Genomic DNA, 16,523 nt, shown 5'->3' with positions numbered 1-16,523 from the left:
CTCAAAGTCCTGAGCCGCGAGTCGTACTGTTCGGTACGTCGAGCGGCAAAGGACGAGAGAAACGCAGCAGACGGCTCCTTTTCAGCGGCCGTCCGTCAGAATAGCCAGAGGTGGTCCAACTCCTCCCCCTCCCTCCCCTCCGTCTTCCTCATCCGGACGACCTGCGCGGGGATCCCGGCCACGAGCGAGTTGGCGGGGACGTCCTTGACCACCATGGAGTGTGAGGCCACGATTGCCTGTTCTCCGACGGTGACACCGGGGAGGATGACGGCACCGGAATAGATCTTCGCGTAATCCCGGATGATAACCGGCCTGTATTCCCGGACGATGTGCGACGATTCCGAGTGGCTGTGCGTAAAGATCCGCACGTCCTCCGTCAGCGCCACGTGTCTACCGATGGTGACTCCCCCCTTGGAATCCACGAACACGCCTCGGTTGAAAAAGACGAAATCGCCGACCTCGATGTTCTGCCCGAAGTTGAACCGGCAGTTTTCCTCCGCGATGAACCCGGCGCCGCACTTCTTGAACAGGCGCTCCGCGATCAGCCTCCGGAACAGGATCCCGAAATTCGCGTCCAGGGACACGGGGAGCCGGTCGAAGGCGTCCCACAGGAAGTGAAGACAGCGCTGCTCCGGCGTGAAAGGATGCTCGCGCCCCAGCGGGAGCATCTCGCTGTAGAGCGTCATCTCTTCCAGGAACGCCTTCGGATAGATCGGACCGTCGAGGATCCTGAGGATGTGGAGCGTTCCGTCCTCATCGAGGCCGCCCCGGATGATCCCGCCGATTTCGTCCAGCATCATGTCCGCCGTCTTGCCCATGATTTGCTCCTTGAAGGTTCCGATTCAGGACTTCTTCCAGTTTCGCACCATCTTTTCCAGGCCGATGGCCAGATAAACACCAAATGAAATCAACAATATGATACCCCAATCCCGGATGGAGACAGGGGCCGTCTGGAAGAGCCGGTTCATGACGGGGGTGTAGGTGAACAGAAGCTGGAGGACCACCATCACGGCCGATCCGACCAGGACCCAGGGGTTGGTGAAGAAGCCGATGCGGAAGGCGGAGCGGGTCAGGGACCGGCAGTTGAAAAGGTAGAAGAGCTCGATCATGACAAACTGGTTGACCGCCACCGTGCGGGCAACCTCGATGGGATATCCCTGTCCCTTCTGCCAGAGGAAGAGGGAGAAGACGGCTCCCAGCATGAGGATCGTCACCAGGAGGATCCGGCCGATCATCACCTTGTCGAGGAGCGGCGCCCGGGGGTCCCGGGGCGGACGCTCCATGACGTCCTTCTCCTGGGGCTCGAAGGCCAGCATCAGGCCCAGGAGGACCGCCGTGGTCATGTTGATCCAGAGGATCTGAACGGGAAGAATCGGCAGGGTCGTCCCCGTCAGGATGGCGGCCAGGATGACGAGCCCTTCGCCGCCGTTCGTCGGGAGCGTCCAGATGATGAACTTCACGAGGTTGTCGAAGACGCGGCGCCCCTCCTCCACGGCCCGCGTGATGGAGGCGAAGTTGTCGTCCGTGAGGACCATGTCCGCCGCCTCCTTGGCCACGTCGGTTCCGGTGATGCCCATGGCCACGCCGATGTCGGCCTGTTTCAGGGCCGGGGCGTCGTTGACGCCGTCCCCCGTCATGGCCACGATCTGCCCGCGGGCCTGGAGCGCCTCCACGAGGCGCAGTTTCTGCTCCGGCGCCACGCGGGCAAAGACGGAGACCTCCGCTGCGGCCCGGATCATCTCGTCGTCGCCGAGACGGGCCAGATCCTGGCCGGTCAACGCCGCCGGGGCGGCCTCCTCCCCGCCGTCCGGCCGCCCGATCCCGATCTGGCGGGCAATCGTCGCGGCTGTCAGGGCGTGGTCCCCGGTGATCATCTTCACCTCGATCCCGGCGGCCCGGCAGAGCCGCACGGCTTCCAGGGCCTCCGGCCGCGGCGGATCGATCATTCCCTGAAACCCGAGAAATGTCAGGCCGGAAAATGCATCCTCCCCGTCGATGCGGGTGCTTCCCGCCGGCATTTCCTTCCTGGCAAGGGCCAGCACCCGGAGACCCCCGGCGGCCATGTCCTCCGCAGCCTGCTGGACCACCGTGCGATCAACAGGCTGGAGGCCGCCTCCGGCTTCGAGAGTGTTTTCGCACTTCGTCAGGATACGCTCCACGGCCCCCTTGAAATAGACGATTCCGGCACCCCCCTTTCCGCCGCCGTGGAGGGTGGCCATGTACTGGCGCTCCGACTCGAAGGGGATTGAGTCGAGGCGCGGAAAGGCGCCGGCGGTCTCCTCCGCGTTCAGTCGTCCCTTGGCGGCGGCAACGATCAGGGCCCCCTCCGTGGGGTCTCCCTGGATCTTCCAGATGTCGTCCTCCCGGAGGAGCCTGGCGTCATTGCAGAGGAGACCCGCCCGAAGGCATTCCGCCAGTGCCTCCGGGAGCGGCGCCTGGAGATCCCTCCCCGTGATCGAGAACGAACCCTCCGGAGTGTAGCCGACCCCCGAAACGTCATAAAAATCGCCTCCCGCGTAGATCCGGCGGACCGTCATCTGGTTCTCCGTGAGAGTCCCCGTCTTGTCGGAGCAGATGACCGTGGTGCTGCCCAGGGTCTCCACGGCGGGAAGTTTCCGGATGATGGCCCGTTTCCGGGCCATGCGGCTTACGCCGATGGCCAGCGTGATCGTCACCGCCGCGGGAAGCCCTTCCGGGATGGCCCCCACCGCCAGGGCGACGGCGGCCATGAACATGTCGACGGCGCTCTCGCCCCTCCAGAGTCCAACGCCGAAGGTCAGGCCCGCCAGGACCAGGATGGCCCAGAGGAGGATCGTACTGAACCGGGCGATTTTTTTTGTCAGAGGGGTCGACAGGTCCGCCGCCCCCGCGACCAGCTCGGAGATCCGGCCCGTCTCCGTCTTGTCCCCAGTGGCGACGACGATCCCCCGCCCCTGGCCGTAGCTGACAAGAGTCCCGCCGTAGGCCATGTTCTTCCGGTCGGCGAGGATCGTATCGGGCGGCAGCTCCGCCTCCGTTTTCTCCACTGGCACCGACTCCCCCGTGAGGGCCGATTCGTCGATCCGCAGTTCCCGCGAAATGTGGAGGCGCAGGTCCGCCGGAACCTTGTCGCCCGACTGGAGGAGCACGATGTCGCCGGGCACGAGCTCCGCCGAGGGAACAGCGATGCGCTTTCCATCCCGTAGAACCGTCGAGGTGGTGGTCATCAGATTTTTCAGGGACTCGATGGCCCGCTCCGCTTTGTCCTCCTGGATGTAGCCGATGACGGCGTTGACCAGGACGACTCCCAGGATGACCGAGGAATCGACCCATTCCTGAAGGAGTGCGGTAATTCCCCCGGCGGCCAGAAGGATATAGACGAGGGGCTGGTGGAACTGTTTGAGGAATCGCATGAGGGGACCGGTCCGCTTCTTGACGGTCACCGTGTTGGGACCAAACTTTTCCTGGCGGTGCTTGACCTCGAAAAGCGAGAGCCCGCGCTCGGGGTCGGTGTCCAGGAAATCGGCCACATCCCGGGACCGGCAGTGGTGCCAGTGTTTGCAGAGCAGGGTTTCCATCGTCGGGTTTCCTCCTTTCTCGAATTCCGCCGGGTGTCTTTCCCCGCGCCGTTTGCCCCGCCTTGTTCAGCGGAAAGTCCGGAAGGCAGTCTATCGATTACGATCCCTCGCGTCAACGAAATGGGTCGTTTTCGGCCTCGGTGGGGGCAAGCCCGGAAGAGTTACAGGAAATACTTGATGACGGCAAAGCCGCCGACGAGAAGTACGGTGAAAAGGACGGCCAGCCAGTTGAAGTACCGGTCGATGAAGCTCTTGATGGGCCCCCCGAACTTCCAGATCAGGAAGGCCACCAGGAAGAACCGGGCGCCCCGGGAGACGACCGAAGCGATCAGGAACATGGGCAGGTTCACGTCGAAGGCCCCGCCGGAGACGGTGAAGACCTTGTAGGGGATGGGGGTGAAGCCGGCGGTGAAGATGATCCAGAAGTTCCAGGTCTCGAAAAGACCCTGGATGTAGCGGAACATGTTCACAGTGAATCCGGGGACGTTATCGAAGAAGAACAGGGCCACCGGGGAAAATACGTTCGGGGCGTCCCACCAGACGAAGTAACCGATCCCGTAGCCCAGGAGCGCCCCAAGGACGGAGGCGATCGTACAGTTGGCTGCGAAGCGGAATGCCTTTGACTGGGCGCCCAGCACCAGGGCGATGAGCAGCGGGTCCGGCGGAACGGGGAAGAACGACGCCTCCGCAAAGGAGAGAACGAACAGGGCCGGCGCCCCGTAGGGTGTTTCGGCCCAGTGGAGGACCCAATCGTATAGGCGTCTAAGGAGCTTCATCCGCTGGCACGTCCGTGAGTTGGCATGGCCGGCCCGCCATCGGGAGGACCGGCAGAGTTCCCTACCTCATTTCCCCGCTCCGGACAAGTCAATTGGCCATTTTTTTCAGGACCTGTTCCAGCTTCCGGATCTCCTCCCCGTAACCCGCCCAGTTGCCCTGTCGCTGCATCTCCAGGGCCCGCTGATAGTTCTTCATGGCCTCCGCCGCCAGGTCCCGGAGGGATGCCTGCCTGTCCGCCGCCGGGGGCGCTCCCGCCGCCGCGGAGGCGACCGCCGCCCTCCGTGCCCCGAAGAGCCGCTGCAGGGCCAGGTCGAGGTTCTCCTCCATGACCACTTCGTTCTCGTAGGCGACGATGACCCGCCTGAGCTCCGGCAGTCCAACCGCGTCCGAGGCGGCAAGGTACAGCGGCTGCACGTACAGGAGGGACCGCTCGATGGGGATGACCAGCAGGCTTCCCCGGATCACCCTGGAGCCGTGCTGGCTCCAGAGGGTCAGCTGCTGGGAAATATAGGAATCCTGGTTGATCCGCGCATCCACCTGCTTGGGCCCGAAGATGAGCCGGTCCCGGGGAAAGGTGTAAACCACGAGCTTTCCGTACTCGGGGGCGTCGCAGCGCGCCGCCAGCCACGCCGCCAGATTGTCCCGCTTGGCCGGCGTGTAGGGAAGGAGAAGGATGTACTCCTCCTTCTTCGCATCGGGCAGCCTCATGATGGTGTAGTACGGCTGCATGTATTTATCGTTGAAAACCGGGACGTCCCAGAGGTCTTCCTTGTTGTAGAACACCTTCGGATCCGTCATGTGGTAGGCCGTGTACAGGGAGGCCTGGAGCTGCAGGAGCGACTGGGGATACCGGATGTGGCGCTTCAGGACGGCGGGCATCTCCTCCAGGCTCCGGAACAGCTTCGGAAAGATCCGCATGTAGGCCTGGATGATGCTGTCACCGGGATCGCTGACATAGAAGAGAACGTTGCCGTCATAGGCGTCCACGGTGACTTTGACGGCGTTCCGGATGTAGTTGGCGTTCCGCACGAGGGGGTTGTTGCGGGGAGCCGGCTTCGAATACGGCATCCGGGACGAGGCCGTATAGGCGTCCACCATCCAGACCAGCTTTCCCTCCCCGTCGATCACCATGTAAGGGTCCGCGTCGAAGAGGAGGAAGGGGGCGATTTTCCGGATCCGCTCCCGGACGTTCCGGTAGATGAGGATCCGGCTCTCGGAGGTGATGTCGGAGGAAAAGAAGATCTTCTCCGTCTTGAACTTCATGGAGAAGAGGAGCCGGCGTGCCGGGGAACCCGTCTCCGTCCCCCCTTTCCCGGCATAGGAGGTATAGATGTTTCCTTCCGGCGTTGGGTAGCTGAACTCGGGGATCTTCGTCTTCACGACAACGTAGTCGTTGGACATCTCCCCGTAATAGATTTCCGGGCGTGTCACCTTCAGGTCCGTGCTCCCCACAGGCGGGATGTCCTTGATGAAGAACTCCGGCAGCCCCTCCCTGCTGATCCGGCTCACCGGCCCCAGGGTCAGTCCGTTGCCGTGGGTGAAGATGAGCCGCTCGTTGATCCAGGTTTTGCTCGGCAGGTCGGCGTAGGACAGCTCCCGCGGCGACAGCATGACCTGAAGGTACTTCCCGTCAACGGTGTAGCGGTCGTTGTCGACGTCCGTGAACCGGTAGTATGTCCGGATCTGCTGCAACTGGCTGTAGGTGCGCAAGAGCGGGGCATGGTCCCAGAGGCGGATGTTCCGGATGGTCGCATCGTTCCGGTCGATGTCACGGCCCGTGAGGTTGTAGGCGACATCGAAGGGAATCTCCTGGATACGGTCCAGGTCGTAGCCCAGCCGGGTCATGCGGATGTTGTTCTCGATGAAGGGAGTCTCCAGGAGCAGTTCGTTGGGGGTCACCTTGAATTTCTGCAGGACCGCCGGGTAGATCGCAATGCCCAGGAAATACACGACAAACACGAGCCCCAGAGGAGCCGCCGCCCACTTCATGTTTTTCCGGAAGATTCCCGCGATCACGCCGATGCCGGCCAGGGGGGTGAGCACCGTCAGGATCCGGTATCCGAGGAGCCGGGCGTGGACGTCGGTGTAGCTCGCCCCGAAGACGACCCCGTGGTCGGAGTAGAGCATGCGCAGGGAATCGAGGTAAAAGCCCAAGCCCATGTTCACAATCAGGAGGCCCAGCAGGACTCCCAGGTGCCGGGTGACCCGCGGATCGACATGGATCTGCCGCTGCGTAAGCAGGACACCGCCGCCCAGGAAGTAGAAAATCCCCGTCACGATGGCGGTCAGGATCAGGCAGAAATCCACGACCTGTTTGAAGGAATCGAGAAGGGAAAACTGAAAGAGATAAAACCCGATGTCGTTTCCGAAGACCGGATCTTTAATGCCGACGGTCCCGGCGTTCAGGAACAGCAGGATGTCGTCCCAGAGGGAGGCCCCCCACTTGCCCGCCACGACCATCGCAAACAGCAGAATCAGGCCCGTGATAATGAGGCGCACCCCCTTCACGGCCCCGGGAGGAATCGGGAGGGGGGCACCGCCGATCTGGTATGGGGTGTGCGGGGGAAACACAATCCGATTGGCAAGGAACAGGTTTGCCAGCGCGACGACGAGGAACAGCAGGGCGAGGACGGATCCGGAGGCGACCTGTGTCGCCAGGGTCTTCGTGAAGACGCTCGTGTACTCCGTCTCCATGAAAAAGAGCCAGTCGACGTACAGGTCGATGAGCGACGAGACCATCGGCAGGACGATCAGCACAACGGCGAACAAGGCAGCGACAATCCATCGATTTGTTCTCATGTTCGTTCCTCTCTTTTATGAAGGGTGGAGTTCCGGCGGCATGCGCCCGAAAGCCCGCGCCCTCAGACCGCACACGGAAACGCCCGCCCCTGGAGAAGCTCCAGGCGGGGACGTCGCCGCAGCAGCGTCGCGGTATCCAGTTCCTCTTTTATTTCCCCCAGGGTAGCAACACGGCATCCGGCGGACCGGATCCGTTCGAGAAGGTCCATGAAGGGCCGGTCCCAGATGCCCCCCTCCGCCTCGGCGTGAACGGGAAGCACGTGGCGGCCCCCTCCCCGGAGGGCCCGAAGGACCGTCTCCGTGGCCCCCTCGATGCCGGCCTCCTCGAAGCATGGAAGATTCGAAGGAATCTCGGGAATCCCCAGGGTATCGTACACGAAAGGCTCCGCCGCGCGGGTGCAGCTCAGGTAGTCGAACCGGTATCCGGCCAGGACGGAAAGGACCCGGTCGTCGACCCTCCATGACGGGGCGCCGAAGGCCTCCGGAAGCCGGCCCGTGAGGGACCGGAATCCCCCAATCCCCCGCTCGAACCAGTCCGCGATCCACTCCCGGGATTTCTCCGTGAGGTCGTCCTGCCAGCGCCGGTGGTCCCAGGCATGGAACTGGACCTCGTGTCCACCGTCCAGGATACGCCGGACGTGTCCCGGGAAAGACAGGGCGATCATGGGTGACGGCAGGAGCGTGCCGTAGAGTGCGGTCCGGAAACCATATAGCCCCGGAGCGTTCGTCCGGAGCATCTTCTTGAGGAACCGGGGATTCTTCAAGAGCTGGAGGACCGCCCGACCCGAGGCGTCGGGGCCGACGCTGAGAAAGAAGGTCCCCTTCAGGCCGAAGTCCCCGAGGATATCCAGGAGACGGGGTACCCCGTTCTTCATCCCCTGGTAGGTATCCACATCGATTTTCAGGCCCAGGACGGGATCCATCACCCTCCTCTTATCCTTACTTATCCATCCACCCTTCCGCTTCACAAGGAATCGAGACGGGTCGCACGACGTTCGAGCATTGCGGGAGAGAGGCTTCCCTCGCGCTCAAGAGCGTTTTTTCGACCCTGCAGCGTCTCGCTCCGCTGCAAAGTCATAACTCGCGCCCAGGGGCGCAGAGACGGATGGCTTTGCGGGTGCTACGTTGCGACGGCAGGGTACCCCGAAAAAGCCGCTATTCGCGCTCTGGAAAGCCCCCACTCCCCGACCAATGTTCGCGGGGGCGCGACCGGGGGTTTCCAGAGGAGCGATCAGGACTTTTTTCCCATCCCTCCAGCCTGACAGGTAGTCGACAAGGGAACGCGGGAAAAAACGTCCGCGACAACGGAAGCCCCCGTGGCAGCCCCCGTGCCCCGACCAATGTTCGTGGGGGTGCGACCGGGGGTTTCCAGAGGAGCAATTGGGACGCCCCTGCCGGAATTATGGGGCGGGCTGTTCAAAAATGCCCGGATGCAAGGCGCCCGAAATCCCGCGCCGCGGGTCGTACTCTCTCGTACGTCGAGCGGAGCGGGATGAGGGCAACACAGCAGACGCCCTTTTTCAACAGCCTGTTGATTGTCAGAGTTTGTTCTCTTCCAGGAACGAGTACAGCGTCCGCCGCATCGACTCCTCCAGGCTCACCTTCGGCTCCCAGCCCAGCAGGCGCCGGGCCTTCTCGATGCTGGGCTTGCGGGTGTAGATGTCCTGGTATCCCTTGCCGTAGAAGTCCTCCGCGGGCTTCTCGATGATCTCCGAGTAGGCCTCGTCGTTCCGGTGGTCCGGGTGCTCCGTGAAGATTCCCTTCAGGAGATGGGCCAGCTCCCGGACGGAGCACTCGTTCGTGGGGTTGCCGATGTTGATGATCTCGTTTTTGCAGGCGCCGTCCCTGTTCGCCAGGATCCGGATCAGCGCGTCGATGCCGTCGTCCACGTAGGTGAAGCAGCGCTTCTGGTGTCCGCCGTCGACGAGGGTGATGGGCCGTCGCATGAGCAGCTCCGCGATGAACTGCGTCACCACCCGTGAACTGCCCTCCTTGGCCGTGTCGAGGGAGTCGAGGCGCGGTCCCACCCAGTTGAAAGGGCGGAACAGGGTGAACTCCAGGTGCCCCCGGGTGCCGTAGGCATAAATGACCCGGTCCAGGAGCTGCTTGCAGCACGAGTAGATCCAGCGCTCCTTCTGGATGGGTCCCACCGTGAGAAAACTCTCGTCCTCACTGAACTCCGGGTCCGCACAGGCGCCGTAGACCTCCGACGTGGAGGGGAACACGACTCGCTTGTGGTACTTGACGCACTGCTTGACGACGTTGAGGTTCATCTCGAAGTCAAGCTGGTAGACGCCGATGGGATCCTCCACATAGAGTTTCGGCGTGGCGATGGCCACCAGCGGCATGACGACGTCGCACTTCTTGACGTGGTACTCGATCCACTCGCGGTTGATGGCGATGTCGCCCTCGAGGAACTGGAACCGCGGGTTGTTGAGGGCGCGGCCGAGCCGGTCTTCCGCCAGGTCCATGCCGTAGACCAGCCAGTCCGTCTCGTCCAGGATCTTGTTGGTCAGGTGGTGGCCGATGAAGCCGTTGACGCCCAGAATCAGGATTTTCTTCGCTGCCATGCCCTTGTCCCCTAAAAAACTGAAATGGTTTCCCGCGATTCCGTTCCGGCGGGAACCGCCTTCTACGATTTTTTACCGCTTTGCGCAACCCTTATCGGCAATCGCCCGGCAATCCGGCTACATCCGCTCCAGCCGGCATCTTCTCCCGGTTCGCCGCGGTCGACAAACGGAGCTTTGTTCGAGACGGGCTCTCCACCACACCGCCGCATGCCTGGAAGGGACCCCATCCCTTGAATATTTCATCATTTTATGGTATGAAACCACTGCTTTGCAGACCCGCCGGCAGAGCAATCCCGGGCGGACGGGGGTTCATGGCCCCCTTTACAAGAGGCCTTCAGCACAGAGACTCCGCCCCCGGGTGCAGGTGTGCGTTTTGCCCCGTCCGGCTGCCGCCCCGTGCTCCGGCGGCACCATTCCCCCGACATCCCGGAGAGATCCTCATGGATTTGAAACCCTACCCCCTGGAAACACTCTTCGGCCGCATCATGAGCCCCTTCGAGCGCTTTCTCAAGCAGACCACGGCGGGCGGAATCGTGCTCATCGGGACGACCGTATTCACCATCCTCTTTGCCAATACGCCCTGGGGCGGATGGATCCACCACCTTTTCGAGCAGACCGTCGGGATCACGGCGGGCAGAGAGGTTTTCCTTCGCCTCACTCTCCATCACTGGGTCAACGAGGGGCTCATGGCCCTGTTCTTCCTGCTGGTGGGACTGGAGTTGAAGCGGGAATTCCTGGTGGGAGAGCTTTCGAGCCCGAAAGACGCCGCCCTGCCGATGGTGGCCGCGGCCGGCGGGATGGCTGTACCCGCGCTGATCTACTTCCTGCTGAATCCGGCGGGACCGGCTGCAGCGGGCTGGGGCATCCCCATGGCCACGGACATTGCCTTCGCTGTGGGAATCCTCGTATTGCTTGCCTGGCGGGTTCCCCGGAACGTGATCATTTTTCTGACCGCCCTCGCCATCGTCGACGACCTGGGAGCGGTCCTCGTCATCGCCATCTTCTACACCCAGGCCATCGACGGGGCGAGCCTGGGCTCGGCGGGCGTCATGCTCCTGTTCCTGACGATGCTCAACCGGGGAGGCATCCGGCATCCGCTTCCCTATGTCCTGGCGGGGATCCTGCTCTGGATATTTCTTCTGAAGTCGGGTGTCCACGCCACCATCGGCGGCGTCCTGCTGGCCTTCACGATCCCCGCGAAGCCCGCCCACACGCCGGAACAGTTCGATCGCTCACTGGAAGAGCTGAAGGATGCCTTCCATGCCGAGACCTGCGATCCCGAATCCTCGGGAAATCCCCTGAGCAGCCTTCGCATGGCCGCCCTCGCGGAAGCCCTGGAGAAAGAGGCCATTGCGGTCCAATCTCCCCAGCAGAGGATCGAGCACACCCTCGCTCCCTGGGTCACTTTCGGAGTGATTCCTCTCTTCGCCTTCGCCAACGCGGGGGTGGATTTCTCAACCATCGAGGGCTGGGAGGCCCTGGCGGACCCGGTCACCCTCGGGGTGGTGCTCGGTCTTGTCCTGGGCAAGTTCGCCGGGATCAGCGGGGCAAGCTGGCTGGCCGTCCGGACCGGACTGGCCGTCCTTCCCAGGGGTGTCGGGTGGATTCACCTGTGCGGGGTCTCCTGGCTGGCCGGAATCGGCTTCACCATGTCGCTCTTCATCAGCCAGTTGGCCTTTCCCGGGGATCCGTCCCTCGCTGAAAAGGCCAAGCTGGGAATCCTTTCGGCGTCGCTTGTGGCCGCGGTGATCGGATTTGCCTGGATGTACCTCGCCGGGGGAACCAGGGAGAAAGGGAGCCGGCATCCAGGCTCCACCGCGCCGGACACAGGCTGCGCAACCGGCGGAGGAACCGCCGGGACCTCCTAAACCCGCTGGGCCTTCCTCTGCTTCTTCTGCTCGTACATGAGCGTATCCGCCCGGGTCATCAGCTCGTCGAGATTGCCGGACTCCTGCGGATCGCACCGCACCATGCCGATGCTGATGGATATTTTGTAATCCCGGCCCTCGCGGGCGTTGTGAACGCGGAGGCATTCCTCGAAGCGGCCGGTGATGGAAGCGGTGTTCTGCATGGACGCCCCCAGCGCCAGAACCACGAACTCATCCCCTCCCACGCGGGCGATGATGTCGGATTCCCGGAAAGCCTCCTTCAGGACCGAGGCGGCCTCGACGATCGCCTCGTCGCCCTTCTTGTGGCCCAGGTTGTCGTTGATCCACTTGAGGCCGTCCATATCGGCGAAGAGGAGCACGATCTCCATCCGGTTCCGGGCGGCGATCTTCATCTGCTTCTCCGCCAGCGCCACAAAGCCGCGCCGGTTGAACAGGCCCGTCATCGCGTCGGAAACGGACTGCCTGTGCAGCTCCTCCTCGAAGCGCTTCCGCTCCGAGATGTCGCGGACGATCCCGCTGAATCCGACGGCCTTCCCCGCCGGGTCCCTCCGCAGGTTCACGGACGTCTCCGCATGAACGGTGACGCCGTCCTTCCGGACCAGGCGGCATTCGAAGAGGCTGAGGCCGACGCCGGTCCGATAGACTTTCCCGAACGCCTCCGCGACCTCCGGAGCCGTCTCGATGTCCATGATTCGCTGATAATTCAGCCCCCGCAACTCCTCCGGGGAACACTTCAGCATCGCGCAGGCCGCCGGGTTGAAGAAGGTCAGGTTTCCGCGGAGGTCCGTCTCCAGGTAGCCCTCCGACATGTTTTCAAGGATCTCCCGGTACTTTTCCTCGCTCCGCTGGAGGGCATCCTCCGCCGCTTTGCGTTCGCTGACGTCGTCGCAGACGGCCACGACCTCGCCGGAGGGAAGCCTGTAGACGTAACTCTCGAGCCACAGGGAGACACGGTCGTCCCGGTACAGCGATGCCCCGTTCCGCTCCGGCTTCCCGGATCTCCAGACGCGCACGAACACGTCCAGGAGGCCCATCCCCCGCACGCCCGGGAAGACGTCCCGGACGCTCATGCCGATGACCGCCTCTTTTCGGACCCTGCCGATCCTCTCCATGGACCGGTTGAGATCGCGGACGACAAAATCCATTCCGTCGGGCAGGGCATCATACACGACCACACCGCTGCTCATGTTTCCGAAAAGCTCCCGGAACCGCTCCTCCTTGAACGCGATGTCCCGCCGGGACCGGCTCACCATGTGAACCATCGACAGGACGACCGTGAAGAGCAGAAGAACGGCGACCGTGAGCAGGACACCCGCCGTCCGGTAGATTCCGATCTGCCTCATCGAAGTGAAGAGAATGACGGACCAGCCGTCCTTGTTGAAGACCTTCCTCGAGACGAGGAATTCCTCCCCGTCCAGGGCGATCTCCGTCCCCTCGACAACCTCACCGTCAAAGACGGCCTCGAAGGACGGCTTTCCGAATTGCCCGGAGGCGGTGAGTGCCGCCGCCGATGGTGCGGGGATCGGCCACAGGGCCTTCAGAACCCGTCCTGGGTGGCTCGACAGAAAAATGATCCCGTTCGGATCGATCAGGTAACAGTGGGGATATTTGCCGAAGAAAGACTCCGTCGTGTCGAGGTTTTTTTGCATGGCGGCGACACCGACGATCGTTCCGTCCCGGTCCCTCACCGCCCGGCTGGCAAAAAATCCCCGTTTCCCCGATGTGAGGCCGATCCCGAAATACCGGCCGCCGAGGCCCCGGATCGCATCCTGGAAATAGGGCCGGGACTGGAAAGACATCCCGACGTAACGGTCCGGGGCATGGCGGTTGGAGGAAGCAATGGTCCGTCCCTCCCGGTCCATCAGGTAGGAAACGGAGGCGTTCAGGCTGGTGTTGAACCGGTCCAGGGCGGCGTTGGCCTGCTCGATGTCGGCATCCTTCCCTCCGGTCAGGGCGGCAACGACCAGGGGGGAACCGGCCATGGCCCCGACGGCACCCTCGATTCTCTCGCACTCGGAATCCAAGAGGACCGAGATGGTCAGGGCCGCGGCCTCGCCCTCCCGGACAATCTCATCGCGGGCCTGTTCACACAGGGTTTCCGTCGCAATCCAGCCGGCAAGAACAACCGTGGCCACCAGGAGAACCGACAGGATCGTCAGGCGAAACGGGGTCTCCAGCTGCCCTTTCTTCATGGTGAATCCTTTTCGCTCTGTAGATTGATGCGACAGAGAAAACGCTTTCCGCAGGCTTCCGGGAAGCATTGCCCGCCGTCCGTCCCGCGGTCAGGCTGCGGGCTCCCGGACCAGACAGAGACCCTCCAATGGATGGAGGCACTCCCGGATGGCGGCTCCCTTTATCCTGCGGCCTTCGATCTCGATCTCCAGCAACTCCAGCCGCCCTTCCCCGGCACTCACGAAGACGCGCCCGCCGTCGAGCCGGACCCGGCCGTGATCGGCGGTCGTGCCGCCGCCTCCAGGGTTCTCCGGCATCCCCCGCCAGACGATCATCTTCTGTCCCGCGGGGAGAAACGTGAAGGCCCCCGGCCAGGGGTCCGTCACGGCACGGACCAGGTTATAGACGCGCAGTGCCGGCCAGCTCCAGTCGATGAGGCCGTCGGCGGGCTTCCGGCCTCCATAGTAGCTTCCCAGGGAAAGATCCATGGGGATCCGGGGGGCCGTGCCTGCCGCGATCCGCGGGAGGACTTCCGCCAGGAGCTCCGTCGCCGCCCGGCACAGCTTGCGGTAGAGGGTGAGCGCCGTGTCCTCGAAGGCGATCTGAACGGCCCGCTGCCCGACGATGTCGCCCGCGTCGGGTTTCGCCACCATGTGGTGGAGTGTGACCCCGGTGCGGGTCTCTCCGTTGACCAGGACCCAGTTCACCGGCGCGCGGCCCCGGTAGGCCGGGAGCAGCGATCCGTGAAGGTTGTAGGCCCCCGCGGCGGCCAGGTCCAGGATCTCCGGGCGGATCATGTGGCGGTAGTAGAAAGAAAAGATGGTCTCCGGCGCAAGAGCGGCGATCCGCTCCCGCCACTCCGGCGTCCCCACGCTCTCCGGACACAGGACGGGGATGCCCCGCTCCTCCCCCCAGGCCCGGACGGAGCCGAACCAGACGTTTTCCCCCGGGTCGTCCTCGTGGGAAATAATGGTCCGGATCCCGAAGCCCGCCGCCTCCAGGGCGTTCAGTCCCGTGATCCCCATGTCGGAATAGGCGAAGACGACGGCGTTCACGGCTCGATCCCCCAAAGTGCTCCTAATCCAGTTTGTGCCTTGCCGGCCGAACCGAGTACAGTTCCTGGTCTTCCCTGACAAGCAGGGGGGCCTCCTGTCGGGCCTTCTCAAAGACCAGCCGGGCCGTCGAAAAAAGATCGGAACTCTCCGCTTTTAGATAGCGAGCCGACATCCGGCAATAGTCCGAATCGATCTCGACCCCGATGCTGTTCCTATCCGTCCTGAGTGCAGCGACCATGGTCGTTCCCGAACCGCAAAAAGGATCGAGCACCGTGTCCCCGACAAACGAGAACATGCGAACGATCCTCATGGCCAGTTCCAGTGGAAACGGCGCCGGGTGGCGTTTGGTCGATGCCCCGGGGATGTTCCAGATCTGCTGAAACCAGCGGTCAAAGTCATCCTTGCCGATTTTGCTACCACTGCGTTGGCTTTCCGTCGGCTTCCTGTAACCGCCGGGTTTGCGCTGCATGAGGATAAACTCCATGTCATTCTTGATAATTGCATTCGGCTCGTATGGTTTCCCAAGGAATTTCGAACCATTGTTAACTTCGTAGGATGCGTTGGCGATCTTGTGCCAGACAATCGGATTCAGGTTGTCAAAGCCGATGCGCCGGCAGGAAACGCAGATATCCGCATGGAGAGGAAAGACGAGATGACGGCCGTATTCACGCCTCGCCACACAGACATCACCGACGACACAGACGAGTCTCCCTCCGGGCACAAGAATCCGGAAAATATGCCGCCATACCCTTTCCAACTCTGAGAGAAAGTCCTCATAATCCTGAATATGTCCCAACTGCTGCGGATGTTCGTTGTAACGCTTCAGATTCCAGTAGGGCGGAGATGTCAGGACGAGATGCACGGACTCGTCTTCCAGAAAAGACAGCTCCCGTGAATCACCATGGATGAGTCTGTGCGTCGTTTCCATCATGTTACATGCGCCTGGATCTGGCCGGCAAGGGTCCGCAAAAAACGATCCATGGAAAGGTCCCCTGCAGGTTCCCGATAAGATCCTGCGGAACCTTCGGTTCGTGTCGAAGTGATGAACGCTGCAGTCGAGTAATGCCTTTCCAGCACGAGTTTCCTGCACAACAGTTCATAACGCTTCATATAGGAGGCGTTCACGAATTCCGGAAAGACCTTGAAATGCGGCTCTTCGACCCGGACCGGCCGATGGGAGGCGTCGCAATCCTCCAGGAGAAAGAAATAACCGAGAAAGGGAGCGGGACTGTCCATGTATGCACGCTCCCGGAAGGCGGTCCAGAGGTCGGCGGCGCTGCCGATGGCCTCTTCGGTCCGATTGTTGAAATTATTCCCGAAAGACGGTCCCACCTGCGATTTTGCCTCAATCACCGCAATGAGTTTCCGATCCCGGACAACGAGCAGGTCCCATTCCTTGGTAGCACGGAAAAATCCTGGAAGCTCGACCGCTTTTTTCCTGAAAACACATGTTTCCGGGATCCCTGCACGGATGGCGACCGTTGAAAACAGATCCATGAACCCATCCATCTGTGCTCCACCGGTCACGGCGCTTCGCGATCCCTGATCCGTTTTACCGCTACTTTTCTGTCTTTTCTGCTGTTCCGCACGGGTTCGCCAGAAATGGACGACAGCCTCTCTCGTCCTTTTATCCGCATCCAGAAACATGCTTCGCCGATTCACGAGAATCGCACCCCCTGCCTTTATCGATCAAAAGATAATCGT

General features: G+C 62.4%; 11 protein-coding genes. 1 reads left to right on the top strand and 10 read right to left on the bottom strand.

The window, feature by feature from the left end; translation table 11 throughout:
• Positions 1-95: 95 nt before the first annotated feature.
• From PLO63_14625 to PLO63_14600, 6 genes are all read right to left on the bottom strand, one after another.
• Positions 96-818 (bottom strand): acyltransferase, encoded by a 723-nt coding sequence (locus PLO63_14625; protein ID HOI75377.1) that lies wholly within the window; start codon positions 816-818, stop codon positions 96-98.
• A 24-nt stretch (positions 819-842) separates the two neighbouring features.
• Entirely contained in the window at positions 843-3,557 is a 2,715-nt protein-coding gene (locus PLO63_14620; protein HOI75376.1) for a cation-transporting P-type ATPase, read from the bottom strand.
• Between the two features lie 161 nt (positions 3,558-3,718).
• The gene (locus tag PLO63_14615; protein HOI75375.1) at positions 3,719-4,333 is read right to left on the bottom strand and encodes a YqaA family protein; all 615 of its coding nucleotides are present in this window, start codon (positions 4,331-4,333) and stop codon (positions 3,719-3,721) included.
• A gap of 88 nt (positions 4,334-4,421) precedes the next feature.
• Positions 4,422-7,133, bottom strand: a complete 2,712-nt coding sequence (locus PLO63_14610) for a UPF0182 family protein (protein ID HOI75374.1) — start codon at positions 7,131-7,133, stop codon at positions 4,422-4,424.
• 62 nt (positions 7,134-7,195) lie between these two features.
• Entirely contained in the window at positions 7,196-8,056 is an 861-nt protein-coding gene (locus PLO63_14605; GenBank protein HOI75373.1) for a polysaccharide deacetylase family protein, read from the bottom strand.
• A gap of 615 nt (positions 8,057-8,671) precedes the next feature.
• Positions 8,672-9,703: a bifunctional UDP-4-keto-pentose/UDP-xylose synthase gene (locus tag PLO63_14600; GenBank protein ID HOI75372.1), complete on the bottom strand. Its 1,032-nt coding sequence runs from the start codon at positions 9,701-9,703 to the stop codon at positions 8,672-8,674.
• Between the two features lie 440 nt (positions 9,704-10,143).
• Here PLO63_14600 and nhaA point away from each other — a divergent pair, with 440 nt between their 5' ends.
• On the top strand, positions 10,144-11,571 hold the full coding sequence (nhaA, locus tag PLO63_14595) for a Na+/H+ antiporter NhaA (GenBank protein HOI75371.1): 1,428 nt from the start codon (positions 10,144-10,146) through the stop codon (positions 11,569-11,571).
• Here nhaA and PLO63_14590 read toward each other — a convergent pair.
• The 4 genes from PLO63_14590 to PLO63_14575 all read right to left on the bottom strand — a co-directional run bounded on the left by PLO63_14590 (position 11,568) and on the right by PLO63_14575 (position 16,466).
• Positions 11,568-13,784, bottom strand: a complete 2,217-nt coding sequence (locus PLO63_14590; GenBank protein ID HOI75370.1) for a diguanylate cyclase — start codon at positions 13,782-13,784, stop codon at positions 11,568-11,570. The genes nhaA and PLO63_14590 overlap by 4 nt on opposite strands.
• Before the next feature lie 90 nt (positions 13,785-13,874).
• Positions 13,875-14,819: a formyltransferase gene (locus PLO63_14585; GenBank protein HOI75369.1), complete on the bottom strand. Its 945-nt coding sequence runs from the start codon at positions 14,817-14,819 to the stop codon at positions 13,875-13,877.
• A gap of 22 nt (positions 14,820-14,841) precedes the next feature.
• Positions 14,842-15,750 carry a site-specific DNA-methyltransferase gene (locus tag PLO63_14580; protein HOI75368.1) on the bottom strand — a complete coding sequence of 303 codons (909 nt, stop codon included), beginning with the start codon at positions 15,748-15,750 and terminating at the stop codon, positions 14,842-14,844.
• On the bottom strand, positions 15,747-16,466 hold the full coding sequence (locus tag PLO63_14575) for a PaeR7I family type II restriction endonuclease (GenBank protein ID HOI75367.1): 720 nt from the start codon (positions 16,464-16,466) through the stop codon (positions 15,747-15,749). The genes PLO63_14580 and PLO63_14575 overlap by 4 nt, the downstream gene beginning before the upstream one ends.
• Between the last annotated feature and the right edge of the window lie 57 nt (positions 16,467-16,523).

The sequence above is a fragment of the Syntrophales bacterium genome (assembly GCA_035363115.1).
Taxonomy (GTDB): Bacteria; Desulfobacterota; Syntrophia; order Syntrophales; family PHBD01; genus PHBD01.
The sequence above is the reverse complement of the archived record's forward strand: the minus strand, read 5'-3'. Positions and strand labels throughout refer to the sequence as shown.

Bases quoted from the DNA above. Each gene is read 5' to 3' on its own strand.
- PLO63_14625 (HOI75377.1), bottom strand. From the start codon at position 818: ATGGGCAAGACGGCGGACATGATGCTGGACGAAATCGGCGGGATCATC.
- PLO63_14620 (HOI75376.1), bottom strand. From the start codon at position 3,557: ATGGAAACCCTGCTCTGCAAACACTGGCACCACTGCCGGTCCCGGGAT.
- PLO63_14615 (HOI75375.1), bottom strand. From the start codon at position 4,333: ATGAAGCTCCTTAGACGCCTATACGATTGGGTCCTCCACTGGGCCGAA.
- PLO63_14610 (HOI75374.1), bottom strand. From the start codon at position 7,133: ATGAGAACAAATCGATGGATTGTCGCTGCCTTGTTCGCCGTTGTGCTG.
- PLO63_14605 (HOI75373.1), bottom strand. From the start codon at position 8,056: ATGGATCCCGTCCTGGGCCTGAAAATCGATGTGGATACCTACCAGGGG.
- PLO63_14600 (HOI75372.1), bottom strand. From the start codon at position 9,703: ATGGCAGCGAAGAAAATCCTGATTCTGGGCGTCAACGGCTTCATCGGC.
- nhaA (HOI75371.1), top strand. From the start codon at position 10,144: ATGGATTTGAAACCCTACCCCCTGGAAACACTCTTCGGCCGCATCATG.
- PLO63_14590 (HOI75370.1), bottom strand. From the start codon at position 13,784: ATGAAGAAAGGGCAGCTGGAGACCCCGTTTCGCCTGACGATCCTGTCG.
- PLO63_14580 (HOI75368.1), bottom strand. From the start codon at position 15,750: ATGATGGAAACGACGCACAGACTCATCCATGGTGATTCACGGGAGCTG.
- PLO63_14575 (HOI75367.1), bottom strand. From the start codon at position 16,466: ATGTTTCTGGATGCGGATAAAAGGACGAGAGAGGCTGTCGTCCATTTC.